This window comes from Kribbella sp. CA-245084 (assembly GCF_050942355.1).
In the GTDB taxonomy this organism is placed as follows: Bacteria; Actinomycetota; Actinomycetes; order Propionibacteriales; family Kribbellaceae; genus Kribbella.
Genome location: NZ_CP192053.1, coordinates 8,401,129 through 8,420,200, shown reverse-complemented (window position 1 = coordinate 8,420,200; position 19,072 = coordinate 8,401,129). Strand labels below are relative to the sequence as shown.

The following is a 19,072-nucleotide window of genomic DNA, read 5'->3' as shown; positions in this document are numbered from 1 at the left end:
ATGAGCGACGTCAAGGACCGGATCGCGGCGTCCTCGAAGCCCGAGGAGCCGTCGACACCGCCGGCGATGGGACTGGTCGGCTGGCTGCGGTGGACCTGGCGGCAGCTGACGTCGATGAAGACGGCGCTGGTGCTGCTGTTCCTGCTCGCGCTCGGCGCGGTGCCCGGATCGCTCGTCCCGCAGACGGCGATCGACCCGATCAAGGTCTCGGACTTCCTCACGGCGCACAAGACGCTCGGACCGATCTACGACAAGCTCGGGCTGTTCGCCGTCTACAAGTCGGCGTGGTTCTCGGCGATCTACCTGCTGCTGTTCATCTCGCTGATCGGCTGCGTCGTACCCCGGCTTTCCGTTTACGCGAAGGGCTTGCGGGCCCGGCCGCCGAAGCCGCCGCGGAACCTGAACCGGCTGCCCGGGTACGAACGGTTCGAGGTCGACGCCGGGGACGACGTCCTCGAGGCCGCGACCCGCGAGCTGCGCAAGCGGCGCTTCCGCGTGCAGGCGTACGACGGAGCGGTCGGCGCGGAGCGTGGTTATCTGCGTGAGGCGGGCAACCTGCTCTTCCACTTCTCGTTGATCCTCGCGCTGGTCGGCGTCGCGTGGGGCTCGCTGTTCGGGTATCGCGGCACGGTGTTGGTTGTCGTGGGCAACGGGTTCTCGAACACGGTCGCGCAGTACGACGACTTCACGCCGGGGCGTGCGTTCAGCGGTGACGACGACCTGCCGCCGTTCTCGCTGACCGTCAAGAACTTCGAGGTGAAGTTCCAGGAGGACGGTCCGCAGAAGGGTGCGGCGCGGGAGTTCAAGGCGCAGCTTGCCTACCAGGAGACGCCGGACGCGCCGGAGAAGTCGTACGACCTGCTGGTCAACCATCCGCTGAAGCTGGACGGCAGCAGCGTCTACCTGCTCGGTCACGGATACGCGCCGCGGGTGACGGTCAGGGACGGGCAGGGGAACGTCGCGTTCTCCGGTCCGGCGCCGTTCCTGCCGCAGGACTCGAACTTCTCCTCGTTCGGTGTGGTCAAGGCGCCGGACGCGCGGCCGATGACGCTGGGCTTCGAAGGCTTCTTCCTGCCGACCGCGGTGATCGGTCCGGACGGTCCGGTGTCGGTGTTCCCCGACGATCTGAACCCGCAACTGGTGATGACCGGGTACTACGGCCGGCCGCAGCCGGAGACCGGGAAGCCGGAGTCGGTGTACCAGCTGGACAAGTCGAAGCTGACGCAGTTCCAGCAGAACGGCGACAAGTGGCGGTTCCAGCTCGCGCCCGGGCAGACCGTCGCGCTGCCGGACAAGGCCGGGTCGATCACGTTCAACGGATACAGCCGGTGGGTGAAGCTGCAGGTCAGCCACACTCCCGGGACGGATCTCGCGCTGGCAGGCATCCTGCTGGCGATCCTCGGGCTGATGGGCTCGCTGTTCATCCATCCGCGTCGTACCTGGGTGCGCGTCCGCGAGGAGGACGGGCGTACCGTTGTCGAGGTCGCCGGTCTGGACCGCGGCCCCGAACGCGGCCTCGGCGACGAGATCCAAGCCATTACCAAGAGTCTGAAGCCCGGCCCGAGCAACGAGGAGCAGCCATGAGCCCGGAGACCTACGCACAAGTCTCCAACCTGCTGATCCCGACCGCGACGGTGATCTACGTCCTGGCCCTGATCTCCCACGCGATGGAGTGGGCCCTCGGCCGGTCTGGTGTGGCGAAGGCAGCTGCTCCTGCGGAGCAGACCGATGCCGAGCTCCTGGTCGCCTCCGGCGCCACCACCTCCGCCTCTGCGTCGTCGGCTTCGACGGCGTCCGCCGTCGCCCCGGGTTCGGCCGGCTCCTCCAGTTCCGGCGCCGAAGGCGCCGCGTCGTCCGAGCGGATGGATGCCGCCAGCCGGATCGGTTTGCTGCTGACCTGGTTGGGGTTTGTTCTCCACCTGGGTGGTGTGGTGACGCGTGGGTTGGCGGCCGGGCGGGTGCCGTGGGGGAACATGTATGAGTTCTCCATCACCGCATCGCTCGCCGTCGCGATCGTCTACTTGATCTTCGTATCGAAGTACAAGCTGCAGTGGCTCGGCCTCGGCGTGACCTTCGTGATCGCCGCCGTACTCGGCCTGGCCTCCCTCGCGCTCTACACCCCGGCCGGCCCGCTCGTCCCCGCGCTGCACTCGTACTGGCTGGTCATCCACGTCTCCTCGGCCGCGATCTCCGGTGGTGCGTTCACCGTCGGCGGCCTCGTCTCGGTGCTGTACCTCGTGAAGGCCCGCGCCGAGCGCAAGGTCCTGGCCGGCGGCACGATGTCGCCATCGCTGCGCCGGCTCCCGAGCGCCGAGGCGATGGACGGTACGGCGTACAAGGTGCTCGCGTTCGCCTTCCCGCTGTGGACGTTCGGCGTACTCGTGGCCGGTCCGATCTGGGCCGAGCACGCCTGGGGCCGGTACTGGGGCTGGGACCCCAAGGAGGTCTGGTCGCTGGTGACCTGGGTGGTGTACGCCGCCTACCTGCACGCCCGCGCGACCGCCGGCTGGCGTGGCCGCCGGGCCGCGACGATCGCGATCGTCGGCTGGTTCGTGTTCATCTTCAACTTCGTCGGCGTGAACCTGTTGGTCTCGGGCCTGCACTCTTACGCTGGGGTCTGAGATGAAAGAGTTCGCCATCTACACCGGCTTGCGGGCGGTGTTGTTCGCCGTCTGCTTCGGCGCGCTCTGGCTCGCACTGAACAACTGGCTGACGGTCTTCCCGCTGCTCCTGGTCGCCCTGATCCTGTCGTCGATCCTCTCGATCTTCGTACTGCGCGCCGCCCGCGAACGGCTGGCCGGCAAGATCGAGACCCGTGCCGCGAACATGTCGCAGCGCCTCGAGCAGGCTCGCACCGCCGAAGACGACGACTGAGCCTCCGTCCGGCGTGACCACGCCGTACCAGTGATCCACTGGTACGGAGAGTGACCTATGCCACTTATGAATTCCTCAGAAAATCCTTTGTGCATCCCTTCACATGAGTCGTAGAGTGATGGATGAAACGAAACAGTTTCGTTCTATCGGTGTTCTTGTAGCTACGCAGGGTGATCAAGGTGGACAACGTAGGCGTACGGCAGCGGCCGCGGGTCGAGGGTGGTCGTGAGGACGAGATCCTCGATGCGACCGTGGCGGTGGTGGCCGAGCTCGGCTACGACCGGCTGACGATGGACGCGGTGGCGACGGCGGCGAAGGCCAGCAAGGCGACGCTCTACCGGCGCTGGTCCACCAAGGCCGAGCTGGTCGTCGACGCGATCAGCCGGGCCAAGGGGTGCCCGATGCCGGAGGAGGTCGACACCGGCAGCCTGCGCGGCGACCTGATCTCGATGGCCTGCGGCGCGGGCGGTTTCACCGACGAGCTTCCGATGTCGGTGATCGCCGGTCTGCTGACCGCGCTGCATCGTGACGACGAGCTGCAGAAGGCCTTCCGTGAGCGCTTCCTGGCGCCCCGGCAGGCCCTGACCAACAAGGTGTACGAGCGTGCCGTCGAGCGCGGCGAGATCGCGCCGGACGTCGACGTCGACCTGCTGTCGGTGACGTTGCCCGCGGTGATCATCCACCACGCGTACATCCTCGGCGTCGAGCCGACCGACGATCTGATCCTCCGAGTGATCGACAACGTGATCCTGCCTGCGGCGCGGGGGTCGCAGGTGAGCTGACCGGTGAGGGGCCGGTCCGCGAAATAGCAAGACAGTCTGCCCAAGAGGGGAAGTTCTCTTATGTCCGAAGAAGTCATCAAGGCCGATCCGCCGGAAGGCAGGCCGACCGATGCGGTCGGTGCCAACGGCCACGGTCACCGCAATCTCGGTATCGCGCTCGCGCTGATCTGCATGGCGCAGCTGATGGTGGTGCTGGACGGCACCATCGTCAACATCGCGCTGCCGCACATCAAGGGCGCGCTCGGTTTCAGCGACGCGTCGCTGCCGTGGGTCGTCAACGCGTACGCGCTGGCCTTCGGCGGTCTGCTGCTGCTCGGCGGCCGGATCGGTGACATCCTCGGTCGCCGCAAGGTCTTCGTGTTCGGCGTCATCCTGTTCGGCCTGGCGTCGTTCGTCGGTGGTATCGCGCAGAGCGAGACCGTGCTGCTGGCCAGCCGGATCCTGCAGGGCCTCGCGGCCGCGGCGGCCTCGCCGAACGCGCTCGCGCTGATCACCACGACGTTCCCGGCCGGCAAGGAACGCAACCGGGCGATGGGCGTGTACGCCGCGATGTCCGGTGCGGGTGCTGCCGTCGGCCTGATCCTGGGTGGCGCGCTGACCGAGGCGTCCTGGCGCTGGACGTTCTTCATCAACACCCCGATCGGCCTGCTGGTCGCCGTACTGGCCTTCCGGTTCCTGGGGGAGTCCGAGCGGCAGACCGGCAAGTTCGACCTGCCCGGTGCGATCACCGGCACGCTGGGTCTGACCTCGCTGGTCTACGGCCTGACGCACGCCGCGACCAACGGCTGGGGCGACGCGCTCACGCTGACGTACATCTTCGGCGGTCTGGCGCTGATCGGGATCTTCCTCGCGATCGAGGCCCGCTCGAAGCACGCGCTGATGCCGTTCCGGATCCTCGCGAACCGGACCCGCGGGGTCAGCTTCTTCGTGATGCTGATCGTCGGTGCGGCGATGTTCTCGATGTTCTACTTCCTGGGCATCTTCGTGCAGAGCATCATGGGCTACAGCGCGCTGAAGACCGGTATCTCGTTCCTGCCGTTCAGCCTCGGCATCGTGATCGCGGCCCAGGTCGCGTCCACGCTGGTGGCGCGGGTCGACCCGCGGTGGATCGCCGGTACCGGTGGCGTGTTCGTGGCGGCCGGCATGTTCGGGTTCAGCCGGCTCCAGGTCGACTCGACGTACTGGACGCACCTGCTGCCGTACATCCTGGTGCTCTCGTTCGGTATGGGCCTGATCTTCGTGCCGCTCACGCTGACCGCGGTCAGCGGGGTCGCCGCGGAGGACTCCGGTGTCGGATCCGCCGTACTGAACACCGTGCAGCAGATCGGCGGTGCGGTCGGCCTGGCGCTGCTGGGCACGATCTCCACCAGCGCGATCAAGGACAAGTTCGCCGAGCTGGCCCCGGGCCTGCAGAAGGCGGCCGAGTCCGGGCAGTCGCCGGAACAGATCAAGCAGTTGCAGGGTCAATTCACTGCGCTCGCTACGACGCACGGGTTCACCCGGGCGTTCATCTGGTCGGCGTTCCTGGCGCTGGGCGCTGCGCTGATCACGCTGGTCGGCCTGTCGATCAAGCACAAGGACCTGGCGAACGACGGCCAGGCCCCGGTCCACATGGGCTGATCTGCTGTTGATACTCGAAGGGCCCGCTTCCCGGGAGGGGGGAAGCGGGCCCTTCGTCTTTGTCTAAAGGGTTTTGCTCATCACGATCTCGCGGCGTACGCCGTCGGGCATCAGGTCGCCGAGGTCGTCGGTGTCGACGTACCCGTGGCGTAGGTAGAGGTCGTGCGCGGGATCGTTGCCGGGGACAACGGACAGCTTGAGGGCGGTTGCGCCGATGCTGCGGGCCCAGTCCTCGATGGCGGTCATCAGTGCGTTGCCTACGCCTTTGCCGCGACCGGCCGGCGCGACCCACATCGACACCAGCTCAGCGTGGTCGTCGGCCGGGAACCCGCCGGCCATGCCTGCCGGCGTACCGTCGATCGAGGCGATCACCTGGTAGGCGCCGGGCGCGCTGAGCCGCTCGCGCCAGCGGTCCTCGGTGGCGTCGATCCAGTCCGCGAGCTGCGAACCGAAGGCGAACGGCGCTTCTTCCAGCGCGGCGAGCCGGAGTCGGCTCCAGGATTTCCAGTCGTCCGGGCCGATGGCCTGTATGTCGATCACGCGGACAGGATCGCAGTCGGCCCGGACGGTGGACCAGTCAGTTTCGGGGTGGGAACCTCGAGGAGACCCAGTCGCGGACGCCGCCGAGGCCGTCGCCGAGGTCGCGGATCAGCTTGGCCAGCGGGTCCTGCGAGCGGTTGAACGCGTCGGTGTACGACTTCGCGGCGTTCTTCGCCTCCTGCGACATCGACGCGCTGGCGTCGTCCTGCCGCTTCGGGTAGTCGCCGGACACGATCGTCATGTACTCGCCGTCGTCGACCCAGCGGCGCAGTTCGTGCGCGCGGATCACGGGCAGCGGGTGCGACTGCGCCTCCAGCAGCAGCAGCTTCAGCACGCTGTCACGCAGGTCGCCCGCGCTCTCGTACTCCGTGCCCTGCGCGAGGAACGCCGTCGTGTCGAGCTCGGCGAGCTGGCCGCCGCTCGCGAGCTTCATCTGGACGCGCAGCGCGACCGCCGGGTCCTGCACCGCGAGCAGACCGGCACGGTCACCGGACAGCTCCGCCTTGCGGGACCACTCCTGCAGGGCGGCGATGATCGCGCGCAGCCCGAGCGCTCCCATCGGCATCCAGTTGAACGCGCCGGTGAGGCGCATCAGCCAGAGCAGCAGCGACTGGTACAGAGCGTGGCCGCTCTGGGCGTGACCGAGCTCGTGACCGAGGACGCACCGCAGTTCTTCCTCGTCCATGCCCTGCAGCAGCGCGCTGTTGACCACGATGAACGGCTTGTCCATGCCGATCGTCATCGCGTTCCAGATCGGGCTGTTGGTGACGAACAGCTCGGGGAGCTGGCGGACGTCGAGGGTGGCGCCGGCCTCGGTGTACAGCCGGTGCATGGTCGGGAACTGCCGCTCGTCCACCCGGATCGCCGAGCCGAGGAACTGGAGCCGGAACGCCCGCTCGTTGATCATCCCCGACATCTTCCGCAGGAGGTAGTCGAAGCCCTTCAACTGCCGCAGCGCCACCAGCGCGCCGCGGTCCGCAGGGTGCTCCCACGCCCGCGAACTGATATCGGTCAACGTCACCCGCTGCCGCGTCGGCCGATCGCCGTTCTCGCTCATCGCTCCCCCTGCTTCCCGCTCGTCATGGACCCCCAACTTAGCTCGCCTTTGGGTCTGTTCGAGGTTTGAGCACTACGGCCAGCAACAGGGTCGGGATCCAGCCCAGTGGCACCGCCCACCAGCCGAGGCCTTTGTCTGCCGCGAGGGCGGTGGTGGCGAGGGAGATCGCCGTACCTGTGAGCCAGTATCCGAACGCGGTCCAGCCTCGGTGTTGGGTGGCGCGGCGGTGCCCGACCCAGGCGAAGGTGAGGGTTGCGGGGAGGGCGAGGGCGGTGGCTCCGAGCGTCAGTACGGCGAGGATCAGGGCGACTTCGCCGGGGGTGAACTCGACCGCTCCGAGGGGGATCATGGGTTCGATCCTGTCGCCCACGGACCCCGGTCACCGAGCGTAGGAATACTCAAATCGGGCTGTAGGTCCTAGCCTGGCCCGCATGAGTGAGGCTGACAGGGTGTGCCGCGAGGTCGACCGGCGGGACGAGAAGGCGCGCGCCTGGGTGTCCGAGGCGATCCGGATCGTGGACGCCGACGCGAACCGCAGCGCGGACACCCATCTGCATGTGTTCCCGATGCCGGAAGGTACCGGCGTAGACCTGTACCTCAAGGACGAGTCCGTACATCCCACCGGCTCGCTCAAGCACCGGCTCGCCCGGTCCCTGTTCCTGTACGCCCTCTGCAACGGCTGGATCCACGAAGGCACCACCGTCATCGAGGCGTCCAGCGGCTCCACAGCGGTCAGCGAGGCGTACTTCGCGCGGCTGCTCGGGCTCCCGTTCATCGCGGTGATGCCGCGCTCGACCAGCCCCGAGAAGGTCGAGCTGATCGAGTTCTACGGCGGCCGCTGCCACTTCGTCGAACGCTCCGGCCAGATTTACGGCGAGGCCAAGCGCCTGGCCGAGGAGACCGGCGGGCACTACATGGACCAGTTCACGTACGCCGAGCGCGCGACGGACTGGCGTGGCAACAACAACATCGCCGAGTCGATCTTCGGCCAGCTGTCGCTCGAGCAGCACCCGATCCCGACGTGGGTCGTGGTCGGGGCCGGCACCGGTGGTACGTCGGCGACCATCGGGCGGTACGTGCGCTACCAGCGGTACGACACGTGCGTCGCGGTGGTCGACCCGGAGAACTCCGCGTTCTTCCCCGCGTTCGAAGCCGGCGACCACGATTTCTCCACTGGTCGTCCGTCGCGGATCGAAGGCATCGGCCGGCCGCGGGTGGAGCCGTCGTTCGTGCTGGGCGTCGTTGACCGGATGATCTCTGTCCCGGACGCTGCGTCTATTGCTGCGATGCGCTTCTGCTCCCGCGTCACCGGACGGCTCGTCGGCGGCTCCACCGGCACCAACCTGTGGGGCTCGCTGAGGTTGGCCGCCGAAATGCGCAAGTCCGGCACCCGCGGCAGCATCGTCACCCTCCTCTGCGACAGCGGCGAACGCTACGGCAACACGTACTACGACGACGCCTGGCTGCGCACCAGCGGCATAGACATCACGCCGTACACCGTCACCCTCGAAACCTTCACCCACACCGGCGTCTGGACGGAACCGGAGTAACAGCCCGCCCCCGCACGCTACGCAGGCGCTCTCTCGTCGCTCCGCTCCTCGGAAGCACCCGCTCCACGCGCTCCCACCCACCCCCGGCTCATCGCCGTACTGCCGGCTGCCGCCGGGTGTCCGGGCTGCCGCCCGGATGTTGCCGGCTGCCGCCGCGGGTGCGCTCGCTCCGCTCGCGGTGACTGTTTGGCCAACGCCTGCGGCCGGGCGGACTGCGGTTGGCCCCACGCGTGCTCGCGGGTGCCTGCGGGGCGCGCATGCTCGCGGCTTGACCGTGGTTGGCGGCCGGCTGTTGTCAGTCGGCGCGTGCTGCGCAGCTGCTCTGTCGTCGCGTGCTTGTCCGACGCGCCGGCTAGGCGCTCCTGCCCGCCTGGCGGTGACTTGCAGGCTGCCGTCTCCGGATGTCGGCGTCTTCAGGAGTCGGCTAGCCGGGCGGTGATGTCGTCGGTGAGTTTGGTTAGGAGGCGGTTTAGGTCTGCGCGGTCTTCGGCTGGCCAGTTGGCGATTAGGTCTCGGAACCAGGTGGCGATGGTTTCGGTGTAGCGGTTGGCGGCTTCGGTGCCGGTTTGGGTGGGTTCTATGAGGCTGGCTCGGCGGTCGTGGGGGTCCGTGACGCGGCGGACCAGGCCGCGGTGTTCCAGGGCCTGGACCTGGCGGGTGACGTGGGGGCCGACGACCTGCATTCGGTCGGCGATTTCGCCTACGCGGAGGGGGGTGTCTGCCATGGAGAGGGTCAGCAGGATCGTCATCGCCGGACGGTCCAGGGCTAACCCGGTCGCCTCCGTGGCCTGCTGGGCGACGCGGCCGCGGTTCATCGCCGTGCCTAGCTGGGCCAGGCGGGGGAGCAACGCCAGCTCGTCTCCGGAGTCAGCCGCCACTTGATTACCTACCTTAGGTATGTTTATGATCCAGGAGTTAGATACCTAAGGTACATACTTCTGGAAGGGATCACCATCATGACGACTGTTCTGATCTCAGGTGCAAGCATCGCCGGGCCGGCGCTGGCCTACTGGCTGGATCGGTACGGGTTCGAGGTGACCGTGGTGGAGAAGGCCGCGGAGGTCCGGGGCGGCGGGTACGCGATCGACATCCGCGGTACGGCGAGGGACGTCGCCGACCGGATGGGACTCCTGCCGCAGCTCCGCAAGGCGCATGTCGACACGCATCGGATCTCGTTCGTGGATGCCGATGGCGAGCTGATCGCCGCGATCCGGCCCGAGGCGATGACCGGTGGCACGGAAGGGCTCGATCTCGAGGTACGGCGTGGTGATCTCGCCGACGCGCTCTACACGCCGATCCGCGACAAGGTCGACTTCCTGTTCCGTGACTCGATCGCGCAGCTCGATGATCGGGGCGATCGTGTCGACGTCGTCTTCGACAGCGGCATCCGGCGTACGTTCGATCTCGTCATCGGCGCCGACGGCCTGCACTCGAACGTACGGCGGCTCGTCTTCGGCCCGGAGGAGGCGTTCCACTCGTACCAGGGCTACGCGTTCGCCGGCTTCACGCTCGACAACGACTTCGGGCTCGCCCACGAAGGCGTCTCGTGGAACGTCCCCGGCCGGGCGGCGGTGCTGTACGCGCACGAGCCGAGTGAGCTCATGCACGGCTTCCTCACGTTCCGATTGGACGAGCCGCCGTACGACGCCTTCCGCGATCCCGAGGCGCAGCGCGAACTGGTCGCCGCCACGTTCCCGGATCAGGGCTGGCACGTGCCGCGACTGGTCGCCGCGATGCGGGAGTCCGACGATCTGTTCTTCGATGTGGTCAGTCAGATCCACATGCCGACGTGGTCACGCGGCCGGGTCGGGCTGGTCGGCGACGCGGCGTACGCGACCTCGTTCATGTCGGGTCAGGGCTCGAGTGTTTCGCTCGTCGGGGCGTACGTGCTGGCCGGCGAGCTGGCGACGTACGCCGATCACGCCGACGCGTTCGCGGCGTACGAGACGCGGATCCGCGCGTTCGTCGAGGAGAACCAGGCGCTGGTCGAGATCGGCAAGCAGGTTGTTGCCCCCGGCACCCAAGAGGTCCTCGACGCACGCAATGCTGAACTCCGGGCCGCAAGCATGACGGGCGATCAGGGCCGGGAAGCCAACAGCAGCTTGATCCTGCCGGACTACCGGCCGCCCAGCGCCAGGCCGACCGCTAGGCCGATGGCGTAGAGGAGTTCGGTCTGGCCGGTGCCCTTGAGGACCGGGATCAGGGCGGGGCCGACTGCGTCGCTGAGGACTACCCGGATCGACTTGATTGCGAGCGGTGCGGCGATGAAGGCGAGGAGGGTCCAGGGCGTGGCGATCGCGGAGACGGCGGCCAGGATGAACGCGAGGATCACCAGTGCGGCGTACAACTGGCGCGAGCGCGCGGCGCCCAGGACCACGGCGAGGGTGCGCTTGCCGGTGACGGAGTCGGTCGGGATGTCGCGGAGGTTGTTGGCCACCAGGAGCGCGCACGCGATCGAGCCGACCGAGACGGCGCCGGCGACGGCGGGCCAGGTAATGGTTTCGGCCTGCACGTACGTCGTACCGAGGACGGCGACCAGTCCGAAGAAGAGGAAGACGCTGACTTCGCCGAGCGCGCGGTAGCCGTACGGGCGTTTGCCGCCGGTGTAGAACCACGCGCCGAGGAGAGAAGCGGCGCCGGCGACCAGTAGCCACCAGGTGGTGGTCGCGGCGAGGACGATGCCGAGGGCGGCGCCGATGCCGAAGCAGGTGAACGCCGCGGTCTTGACCTGGCCGGGGGAGGCGACCTTCGAGCCGACCAGGCGCAGCGGTCCGACGCGGTTCTCGTCGGTGCCGCGGATGCCGTCGCTGTAGTCGTTGGCGTAGTTGACGCCGATCTGGAGCGCCAGCGCGACGCCGAGGGCCAGCAGCGCCTTCCACCAGACGAAGCCGTCGAGGTACGCGGCCGCGCCGGTTCCGACGAGGACGGGGGAGATCGCGGCGGGCAAGGTGCGGGGGCGGGCGCCTTCGATCCACTGGGCAGGTGTGGCCATGACCGTCGATTCTGTCAGCCGCGAGTCAGGCGCACGGAGGTGGGCCGTACGCTCGGGGTGTTATGGCTACGTTGCGGCTGGTTTCGGGGACGCCGGATGCGGTGCTGGCGGCGCTTGCCGGTGTGTTGGACGGGAGCGGTACGCCGTTCGCGCCGGTGCCGGAGGATGCGGTCGGGGCCGCTCGGGTCGAGCAGGCTGCGGTGCCGGCAGAGCCGGTCGACGACGGATGCGCTGTGGTGCTGACCACCTCCGGGTCCTCGGGCGAGCCGAAAGGCGTGCTGCTGTCCCGCGAGGCGCTGATCGCGTCAGCGGTGGCTACGCACGATCGGCTCGGCGGGCCGGGGCAGTGGTTGCTGCCGATGAAGCCGTACTTCGTCGGCGGGTTGCAGATCCTCACGCGGTCGCTGGTCGCGGGTACGACGCCGGTGATGCTCGGGGAGAGCTTCACGGACAGCGCTGCCGCGATGACAGGTGCTCGGCGGTACACGGCGATGGTGCCGACGCAGCTGGCGCGGTACCTGGAGACGGACGCGGATGCGCTGCGGTCGTTCGACGCGATCATCATCGGCGGGGCGTCGACGCCGGAGCCGTTGAAGGCGAAGGCGGCGGAGGCCGGTGTCACCGCGATTCCGGCGTACGGGATGACCGAGACCGGGAGCGGCTGTGTGTACGCCGGGGTGCCGCTGGACGGTACGTCGATCTCGCTCGATGACGAACAGCGGATCCTGATCAAGGGGAGCACGCTGTTCTCCGGGTACCGGTTGCGGCCGGAGCTGACGGCCGAGGTGCTGAGGGACGGGTGGTTCCGGACGCAGGATCGGGGCGGGCTGGTGGACGGGCGGCTGCGGGTCGTTGGTCGGGTCGACGATGTGGTGATCTCCGGTGGGGTGAATGTCACGCTGACCACGGTCCAGGCGCGGCTGCTCGAGCATCCGCAGGTGAAAGATGCTGTGGTGCTGGGCGTTCCGGACGCGGAGTGGGGGACGCGAGTGGTCGCGTTCGTGGTCGGTGAGCCGGTCGGGGTTGAACGAGATGCGTTGCGCGACTGGGTGAGTGAGACGTTGCCTCGGGCATGGGCTCCGCAGGACGTGATCAGGCTGGATGCGTTGCCGATGCTTGCCTCGGGCAAGGTTGATCGGCAGGGGTTGCTGGAGGGTGTGCGGTGATCACGTACTCGATCGGGCTGAAGAACAAGTTTCGTGGCATCACGGTCCGCGAGGGGATGCTGTTCGAAGGTCCGGCGGGGTGGGCGGAGTGGAGCCCGTTCCTGGACTACGACGATGCGACCTGCGTGTCCTGGTTACGCGCCGCGCGCGAAGCCGCCGAGGTCGGTTGGCCGGCGCCGGTGCGCGACCGCGTCCCGGTCAACTGCACCGTGCCCGCGATCGGTCCCGAGAAGGCCGCGGAGATCGTGAGAGCAAGCGGCTGCAGTACGGCGAAGGTGAAGGTGGCCGAGCCGGGACAGACGCTGGCCGACGACATCGCCCGCGTAGAAGCAGTGCGGGACGCGATCGGCGCAGGACACGTGCGGATCGATGCGAACGGTGCCTGGTCCGTCGATCAGGCCGTGCGGAGCCTCAAAGAGTTGCGGCGCTTCAGCCTCGAGTACGTCGAGCAGCCGTCGGCGACCGTGGAGGAGCTGGCCGAGGTGCGGCGGCGTACCGACGTACCGGTGGCGGCGGACGAGTCGATCCGGCGGGCTGAGGATCCCCTGCTGGTGAAGAAGCTCGACGCCGCGGACATCGCCGTACTGAAGGTGCAGCCGATCGGTGGCGTTCGCGCCTGCCTCGACATCGCCGAGCAGATCGGGCTGCCGGTGGTGGTGTCGTCGGCGTTGGAGACCTCGGTGGGGATTGCTGCCGGGGTGGCGTTAGCAGCGGCGTTGCCGGAGCTTCCCTACGCGTGTGGTCTGGCGACGGTGTCGATGTTCACATCCGAACTAGTTGCAGAGCCACTAGTTGCAGTCGACGGATTCCTGCCGGTGAAGCGAGTTGTCCCGGATGCATACCTGGTGGAAGCGGCGCTTGCCGATGCGGAGCGGACCAAAGTGTGGGAAGAACGCCTGGAGCGAGTGAGGAGTGCGGGATGAACCCGTCCACGGCCTTTGCGACTGTGGTGGTCGATGAGCTGATCCGCAACGGCGTACGGGAAGCGGTGGTCTCACCCGGCTCCCGGAGCGCCCCGCTGGCGTTGGCGCTGGCCGAGGCGGATCGCAGTGGACGGCTCAGGCTGCACGTGCGGATCGACGAGCGTACGGCGGGATTCCTTGCCATCGGGCTGATGCGCGGCACCGGTCTGCCGGTCCCAGTGGTCACCACGTCCGGTACGGCGGTGGCGAACCTGCACCCCGCCGTACTGGAGGCGTCGCACAGTGGGCTCCCGCTGATAATCCTGAGTGCGGACCGCCCGCCGGCCCTCAGGGGTAGCGGCGCGAACCAGACCACCGACCAGATCAAGGTGTTCGGCTCTGCAGTCCGGCTGTTTCATGAGATGGGTACGCCGGTCCGCGAGATCGGACAGGTTGCGTACTGGCGGTCTCAGGTCGCGCGAGCAGTCGCCAACGCAACAGGCGCTCGCTCCGCTGACCCCGGACCGGTGCAGCTCAACTGCCCGCTCAGTGAACCGCTCGTGCCGACAGACGGCCCGGAGTGGCCTGAGTCGTTGCAGGGCCGCAGCACTGGGCCGTGGACTGCAGTACATGCGGCAGCCGGGAAGCCGTCGGTCATCTCACCAGGACCGAAGACGGTAGTGGTCGCAGGTGATGGTGCGTCGCAGGCCGCGCGGTTGGTCGCGGAGGCAGGCAAGTGGCCGCTGTTCGCGGAGCCGTCTAGCCGGGCGCGGATCGGTCCGTCCGTCATCTCGGCGTACCGTTTGTTGCTGCAGGCAAGCACCCTGGGGTCGGAGATCGAACGGGTGCTGGTGTTCGGGCACCCGACGTTGTCCCGGCCGATCTCGAAGCTGCTGGCCCGCCCCGAGGTGGAGATGATCGTCGTCTCGCCGACCGGTCTGTGGCCGGACCCGGCCCGGCGCGCGAGGTCCGTCGTCACCGGGCTCGAGGTCACCGACGCCGATACGACCGACTGGCTCGAGCGCTGGCAGCACGCCGACCAGCTGGCGCGTCCGGAGATCGACAAGGTACTCGCGGACAGCCTGAGCGGACCGCGCGTCGCAGCCCTCGTCGGTGAGGCCGTCGGCGCCGACGGGATGCTCGTCGTCGCGTCCTCGAACCCGATCCGCGACCTCGACCTCGCCCCGGTCGTCCCGATCCGCACGATCGCCAACCGCGGCCTGGCCGGCATCGACGGCACGATCTCGACGGCCGTCGGTGCGGCGCTGGCGAACGCGGGTCCGACGTACGCGCTGATCGGTGATCTCGCGTTCCTGCACGACAGCAACGGGCTTGTGATCGGCCCGGACGAAGCTCGTCCTGATCTGCGGATCGTGGTCGTCAACGACAATGGCGGCGGGATCTTCTCCACGCTGGAGCAGGGCGATCCGACACATGCCACGCACTTCGAGCGAGTCTTCGGTACGCCGCACAACGTGGACCTGGGCGCACTGTGCGCCGCGACAGGTACGCCGTACAGGAGCGTCGCGACGGTCGACGAGCTGCGTACTGCGCTTACGCCGACGGTGGCCGGCATGGACGTCGTCGAGGTGAAGGTCTCACGCGACGACCACCGCCCGCTGGGTGAGGCGATGGTGGCTGCGCTCAAGCGGCTGTAACCGGAACCTTCGTCGGATTCCGCGCCGGGTGCATGGTGCGGAGGTGGTTGAGCAACGGCAGCGCTGCCGCGATCACCAGCGCGGTCGTGGTCAGGATCGGGATCGTCGCTCCGCGCAGCGACGAGTTCAGCGGTGCGGCGATCGTGAAGATCAGACTGACCGCGGTCATGATCATCGTCAGCTTCCGGCCTGGCCTCGCGACGGCCAGGAATGGCAGGCACCACAGGAAGTACCAGTCGTGCGCGCTCGGACCCAGCACGACCACTACGAGCAGTGCGATGCCGACTGCCCGTGCGGCGTAGTGGATCGACGACCGGAGACTCAACACTGCGATCAGCCCGAGCGCAGCGACCATTCCGACCAGTCGGACGATCTGGAGTGCCTGCGCGGCCGCAGTGTCCTCGCCTAGCCAGCCGAGTACGCCGGATGCCGCCATGCCGATCAGATTGGCGATGGAGAACGGCGAGCGGACTAGTCCGGGCACATCCAGCGCACCGAACCACCCAGAGCCCACACCGGTCAGTGCACCGATCGTGAACAGCGTCAGCACCGACACAGCCCCGGCGATCGCCAGACTGGCGAACCGGAGCAGCCGTCCGGCCAGTGGGCTCATCACAGCGGCTATAGCGATCACCACGAGTCCACCTGGCAGCTTCACCGCTGCTGCGGCGCCCGCTATGACAGACGCCGTACCCCACCGGCCAGTCAGTGCGATTGCGAACGCGCTGCAGGCCAGTCCGATCATCAGTACGTCGTTGTGGGCCGCACCGATGCCGTGGGTGATCAGCATCGGGTTCAGCACGACCAGCCAGGTCGCGAAGGCCGGGTCGACGCGGCATGCGCTCGCCAGACGCGGTACAGCCCAGGCGATGAGTGCGATGCCCAGTACTGCGAGGAGGCGGTGCGCGAGCATCAGCGTGTACGGGTTCATGGTCACGTGCGCGACCAGTCCGCCGTACGCGAGCGGCAACGGCCCGTACGGCGCAGGTGTCTGCATCCACATCGGGTCGACCGCCTCGATGATGTGGCCGGACAGTACGCCGGGGCCGACGTCGTACGGGTTGTAACCGTTGGCGACGAGTGCTCCCTGCGCGGCGTAGCTCCAGGCGTCGCGGCTGAACAGCGGCGGGGCCAGCAGCAGAGGTGCACTCCAGTACGCCGTCAGGCGGAGCAGCGGGAGCCGTTCGCCGGCCATGACCCGGCGGCCCACGGCCAGCCAGGCCCAGGCCATCAGCCCGAGCCCAGCGACCATGAACGTGAGGCCGACCATCCGGCCGAGCAGCGAGTGGCGAAGATCGCCGGTGATCGGCAGGCTGGCGACCCAGGAGGACTGGGGCACTACCGAGGTCACCAGGCTGGCCAGAGCAACGACGACAGAGCCGACCAGCCCACGGACCATCGGCGAACGCATACCCGAAACGCTAGTGGCTCTGAGCGACCTCCAAATGAACAGTGCCTAGCCTCAGGCGGACTCCTTACGGAAAGTGCGCGCTCCGACGGCGAGACCGATCACTGTGAGCAGCACGACCCAGAACAGGCCCCACAGCGATGCCGAGCTGCTGATGTCGCCACGGAACAGGGCGCGGACGCCGTTGACGACGTGCTTGAGCGGACTGATGTCGGACAGTCGCTGCAGCCACATCGGGCCGATCTGCATCGGCAGGAGGATGCCGGACAGCAGCAGCAACGGCATGGCGATGCCGTTGAGCAGCGGGGCCAGCGCGTCCTCGCTCTTGGTGATCAGCGCGACGGAGTACGACAGCGAGGCGAACGTCGCGCCGAGGAGGGCGACGATCACGAGCGAGAGCAGCACGCCGCCCCACGGAGCGCGCAGGCCGAGCGGGAGCGCGGCGAGGAGCAGGAGGATCGACTGGACGACGAGCACGACGACGTCGCGCAGTACGCGGCCTGCCATCAAGGCCATCCGGGATGCCGGGGTGACGCGGTCGGCCTCGATCACGCCGGCGCGGTACTCCGCGATCAGGCCGAAGCCGACGAACATCGCGCCGAACATGCCGAGCTGGACGATCAGACCGGGGATGAACACCTGGTAGGCGTTCGTGGCCTGGCCCTGGCTGATCTGCGCGGTGAGCGGCTTGAGGAGCGGGCCGAACAGGAACAGGTACATCAGCGGCTGGCTGAGCATCAGGATCGACCACATCGGGTTGCGCAGCGAGAGCCGCATCTGCCGGTGGAACACGATCCACGTTTCACGGAGGACGGTCATGCGACGGCCTCTTCCTTCTCGTCGGTGGGGGCGGCGGCGCCCTCGTCGCGCAGCGAGCGGCCGGTCATGGTCAGGAACACGTCGTCGAGGGTCGGGCGGTGTACTTCGACACCGTGCAACTCGATGCCCTGGGCATCGATCGAGCGGAGCAGGCCCGGGAGCACCGAGCCGCCGCGCTGGATGCGGAAACCGACCACGTCGGCGTCGGTCTCGACCTCCACCGCGCCGTCGAGCTCGCGGACGATCTTCATCACGGCCGGCGCCTGGGTGGTGTCGGCGAGACTCAGCCGGACCGCGTCGCCGGAGACCTGCTGTTTGAGGTTCTCCGGGGTGCCGGAGGCAACGATCTTGCCGTGGTCGATGACCAGGATCCGGTCGCAGAGCGCGTCCGCCTCGTCCAGGTAGTGCGTGGTGAGGAAGATCGTCGCGCCCCGGTCGCGGAGGCCGCGGATGTGGTCCCACAGGTTGGCGCGGGCCTGCGGGTCGAGGCCGGTCGTCGGCTCGTCCAGGAAGATCAGCTTCGGGTCGTGGATCAGGCCCATCACGATGTCGAGCCGCCTGCGCTGGCCGCCGGAGAGCGTCTTGCACTGCCGCCGCCAGAGGCCGGGCAGATCGAACTCCTCGAACAGACGCTGCCCGTCCGCCGACGCCTTCGCTTTCGGTACGCCGTACAGCCTGGCGTGGTCGACTACTTCGTCGCCGGCGATCGCCTCGGGGAGCGTGGATCCGCTCTGCGGCACGTACCCGATACCGCGACGTACGCCGACCGGGTCCTTCGCGAGATCACAACCGGCCACGGTCGCGGTCCCGCTGGTCGGCTTGATCAGGGTTGCCAGCATCCGCATCGTCGTGGTCTTACCGGCGCCGTTCGGCCCGAGAAAACCGACGATCTCCCCGTCAGCCACATCCAGATCAACACCCTGCACGGCCTCCACCGGCCCCCGCTTGGTCTTGAACGTCCGCACCAACCCACGAGCTTCGATCATCATGCGAGCCAGTGTTACTAATCAACTTTGACTAGTCAATGTTGATTAGAGGGTGGGTCGGGGATTTCGCCCCAGTGGGTGACCATGCCGGGGTAGGGCTCCCAGTCGGCGGGTTCGCCGGCGAAGGCGTAGGCGCCGGACTTTATCCGGGTGTGGAACTGGCGGGTCCAGTCGAGTTCGCCGTTGTCGCGGGCGGTGGTGATGCGGAACATCTCGACGACGTGGTTCGGCGTGCCGGGGTCCTCGCGGATCTGGCGTTCGGAGTACGGGCCGGACTTGAGCCAGGCCTCCAGCTGGGAGATGCGGGCCTCCAGCGCATCCAGCACCTCGTCGCGGCGGAGCGACCACATGAAGGCCAGCGCGGCCTGCATCTTGTCGGGGTGGAAGCCGTCGACGGTCCAGAGCGTGCCGCGCAGGAGCGAGAAGTACTCCGTCTCGCCGTCGGTCGTCAGCTTGTACGACGTGCGGCCGGGGCGATGGGCACCGTCCTGCTCCAGCTCGAGCAGGTAGCCGTGTTTGGCGAGCGTCCGCAGGCCGGTGTAGATCGAGCCGGGGTTGATGTTCGCCCACGCCTGCACGTTCCACGTCATCAGCTCGCGGCGCAGCTGGTACCCGTACGCCGGCTGGAAGATCCGCACGACGCCGAGCAGCAACAACCGCGTGGTGGACATGGTCGCAGTGTAAATCCGGACGACCCGCAACCGCCTCCAGGCGTACG

Annotated in this window: 19 protein-coding genes; 10 read left to right on the top strand and 9 right to left on the bottom strand. The window is 68.1% G+C overall.

Going from position 1 to position 19,072, the window contains the following annotated elements; genetic code table 11:
* From resB to ACQPYH_RS40405, 5 genes are all read left to right on the top strand, one after another.
* Nucleotides 1-1,584, top strand: coding sequence for a cytochrome c biogenesis protein ResB (gene resB / locus ACQPYH_RS40425; RefSeq protein ID WP_432882850.1), 1,584 nt, complete (start codon nt 1-3; stop codon nt 1,582-1,584).
* Nucleotides 1,581-2,621, top strand: a complete 1,041-nt coding sequence (ccsB, locus tag ACQPYH_RS40420; protein WP_432882848.1) for a c-type cytochrome biogenesis protein CcsB — start codon at nt 1,581-1,583, stop codon at nt 2,619-2,621. The genes resB and ccsB overlap by 4 nt, the downstream gene beginning before the upstream one ends.
* 1 nt (nt 2,622) lies before the next feature.
* The gene (locus ACQPYH_RS40415; RefSeq protein WP_432882846.1) at nt 2,623-2,874 is read left to right on the top strand and encodes a DUF4229 domain-containing protein; all 252 of its coding nucleotides are present in this window, start codon (nt 2,623-2,625) and stop codon (nt 2,872-2,874) included.
* A gap of 179 nt (nt 2,875-3,053) precedes the next feature.
* Nucleotides 3,054-3,656 (top strand): TetR-like C-terminal domain-containing protein, encoded by a 603-nt coding sequence (locus ACQPYH_RS40410; protein WP_242000303.1) that lies wholly within the window; start codon nt 3,054-3,056, stop codon nt 3,654-3,656.
* 60 nt (nt 3,657-3,716) lie between these two features.
* Nucleotides 3,717-5,276 carry an MFS transporter gene (locus tag ACQPYH_RS40405; protein WP_432882843.1) on the top strand — a complete coding sequence of 520 codons (1,560 nt, stop codon included), beginning with the start codon at nt 3,717-3,719 and terminating at the stop codon, nt 5,274-5,276.
* Between the two features lie 63 nt (nt 5,277-5,339).
* Here the strand turns inward: ACQPYH_RS40405 and ACQPYH_RS40400 are convergent, their stop codons facing one another.
* The 3 genes from ACQPYH_RS40400 to ACQPYH_RS40390 are packed head-to-tail and all read right to left on the bottom strand — an operon-like array spanning nt 5,340 to nt 7,222.
* Nucleotides 5,340-5,816 (bottom strand): GNAT family N-acetyltransferase, encoded by a 477-nt coding sequence (locus ACQPYH_RS40400; RefSeq protein ID WP_432882840.1) that lies wholly within the window; start codon nt 5,814-5,816, stop codon nt 5,340-5,342.
* Between the two features lie 37 nt (nt 5,817-5,853).
* Nucleotides 5,854-6,873 (bottom strand): M48 family metallopeptidase, encoded by a 1,020-nt coding sequence (locus tag ACQPYH_RS40395; protein ID WP_432882837.1) that lies wholly within the window; start codon nt 6,871-6,873, stop codon nt 5,854-5,856.
* A 37-nt stretch (nt 6,874-6,910) separates the two neighbouring features.
* A complete protein-coding gene (locus ACQPYH_RS40390) occupies nt 6,911-7,222 on the bottom strand; it encodes a hypothetical protein (RefSeq protein ID WP_432882835.1) in 312 nt (103 codons plus the stop codon).
* Nucleotides 7,223-7,304: 82 nt separating this feature from the next.
* Between ACQPYH_RS40390 and ACQPYH_RS40385 the strand changes: the two genes are divergently transcribed.
* Entirely contained in the window at nt 7,305-8,423 is a 1,119-nt protein-coding gene (locus ACQPYH_RS40385) for a PLP-dependent cysteine synthase family protein (protein WP_432882832.1), read from the top strand.
* Nucleotides 8,424-8,836: 413 nt separating this feature from the next.
* Here ACQPYH_RS40385 and ACQPYH_RS40380 read toward each other — a convergent pair whose 3' ends face one another.
* Nucleotides 8,837-9,301: a MarR family winged helix-turn-helix transcriptional regulator gene (locus ACQPYH_RS40380; RefSeq protein ID WP_432882830.1), complete on the bottom strand. Its 465-nt coding sequence runs from the start codon at nt 9,299-9,301 to the stop codon at nt 8,837-8,839.
* Between the two features lie 78 nt (nt 9,302-9,379).
* Here ACQPYH_RS40380 and ACQPYH_RS40375 point away from each other — a divergent pair, with 78 nt between their 5' ends.
* Nucleotides 9,380-10,585: an FAD-dependent monooxygenase gene (locus ACQPYH_RS40375; protein ID WP_432882828.1), complete on the top strand. Its 1,206-nt coding sequence runs from the start codon at nt 9,380-9,382 to the stop codon at nt 10,583-10,585.
* Here ACQPYH_RS40375 and ACQPYH_RS40370 read toward each other — a convergent pair.
* On the bottom strand, nt 10,540-11,415 hold the full coding sequence (locus tag ACQPYH_RS40370) for a 1,4-dihydroxy-2-naphthoate polyprenyltransferase (protein ID WP_432882825.1): 876 nt from the start codon (nt 11,413-11,415) through the stop codon (nt 10,540-10,542). The genes ACQPYH_RS40375 and ACQPYH_RS40370 overlap by 46 nt on opposite strands.
* A 62-nt stretch (nt 11,416-11,477) precedes the next feature.
* Between ACQPYH_RS40370 and ACQPYH_RS40365 the strand changes: the two genes are divergently transcribed.
* Genes ACQPYH_RS40365 through menD form a run of 3 tightly spaced genes read left to right on the top strand, consistent with a single transcriptional unit; the run spans nt 11,478 to nt 15,141 of the window.
* Nucleotides 11,478-12,581 (top strand): AMP-binding protein, encoded by a 1,104-nt coding sequence (locus ACQPYH_RS40365; RefSeq protein ID WP_432882823.1) that lies wholly within the window; start codon nt 11,478-11,480, stop codon nt 12,579-12,581.
* On the top strand, nt 12,578-13,504 hold the full coding sequence (locus ACQPYH_RS40360) for an o-succinylbenzoate synthase (protein ID WP_432882821.1): 927 nt from the start codon (nt 12,578-12,580) through the stop codon (nt 13,502-13,504). Before ACQPYH_RS40365 ends, ACQPYH_RS40360 begins: the two co-directional genes overlap by 4 nt.
* Nucleotides 13,501-15,141 carry a 2-succinyl-5-enolpyruvyl-6-hydroxy-3-cyclohexene-1-carboxylic-acid synthase gene (menD, locus tag ACQPYH_RS40355; RefSeq protein ID WP_432882818.1) on the top strand — a complete coding sequence of 547 codons (1,641 nt, stop codon included), beginning with the start codon at nt 13,501-13,503 and terminating at the stop codon, nt 15,139-15,141. Before ACQPYH_RS40360 ends, menD begins: the two co-directional genes overlap by 4 nt.
* On the opposite strand, the gene mptB is transcribed toward menD, so the two are convergent.
* The 4 genes from mptB to ACQPYH_RS40335 are packed head-to-tail and all read right to left on the bottom strand — an operon-like array spanning nt 15,128 to nt 19,025.
* The gene (mptB, locus tag ACQPYH_RS40350) at nt 15,128-16,552 is read right to left on the bottom strand and encodes a polyprenol phosphomannose-dependent alpha 1,6 mannosyltransferase MptB (RefSeq protein WP_432882815.1); all 1,425 of its coding nucleotides are present in this window, start codon (nt 16,550-16,552) and stop codon (nt 15,128-15,130) included. The genes menD and mptB overlap by 14 nt on opposite strands.
* 51 nt (nt 16,553-16,603) lie before the next feature.
* A complete protein-coding gene (locus ACQPYH_RS40345; protein WP_432882812.1) occupies nt 16,604-17,368 on the bottom strand; it encodes an ABC transporter permease in 765 nt (254 codons plus the stop codon).
* On the bottom strand, nt 17,365-18,357 hold the full coding sequence (locus ACQPYH_RS40340) for an ATP-binding cassette domain-containing protein (protein WP_432882809.1): 993 nt from the start codon (nt 18,355-18,357) through the stop codon (nt 17,365-17,367). Before ACQPYH_RS40340 ends, ACQPYH_RS40345 begins: the two co-directional genes overlap by 4 nt.
* 32 nt (nt 18,358-18,389) lie before the next feature.
* Entirely contained in the window at nt 18,390-19,025 is a 636-nt protein-coding gene (locus tag ACQPYH_RS40335) for a PadR family transcriptional regulator (protein ID WP_432882806.1), read from the bottom strand.
* Nucleotides 19,026-19,072 lie beyond the last annotated feature (47 nt).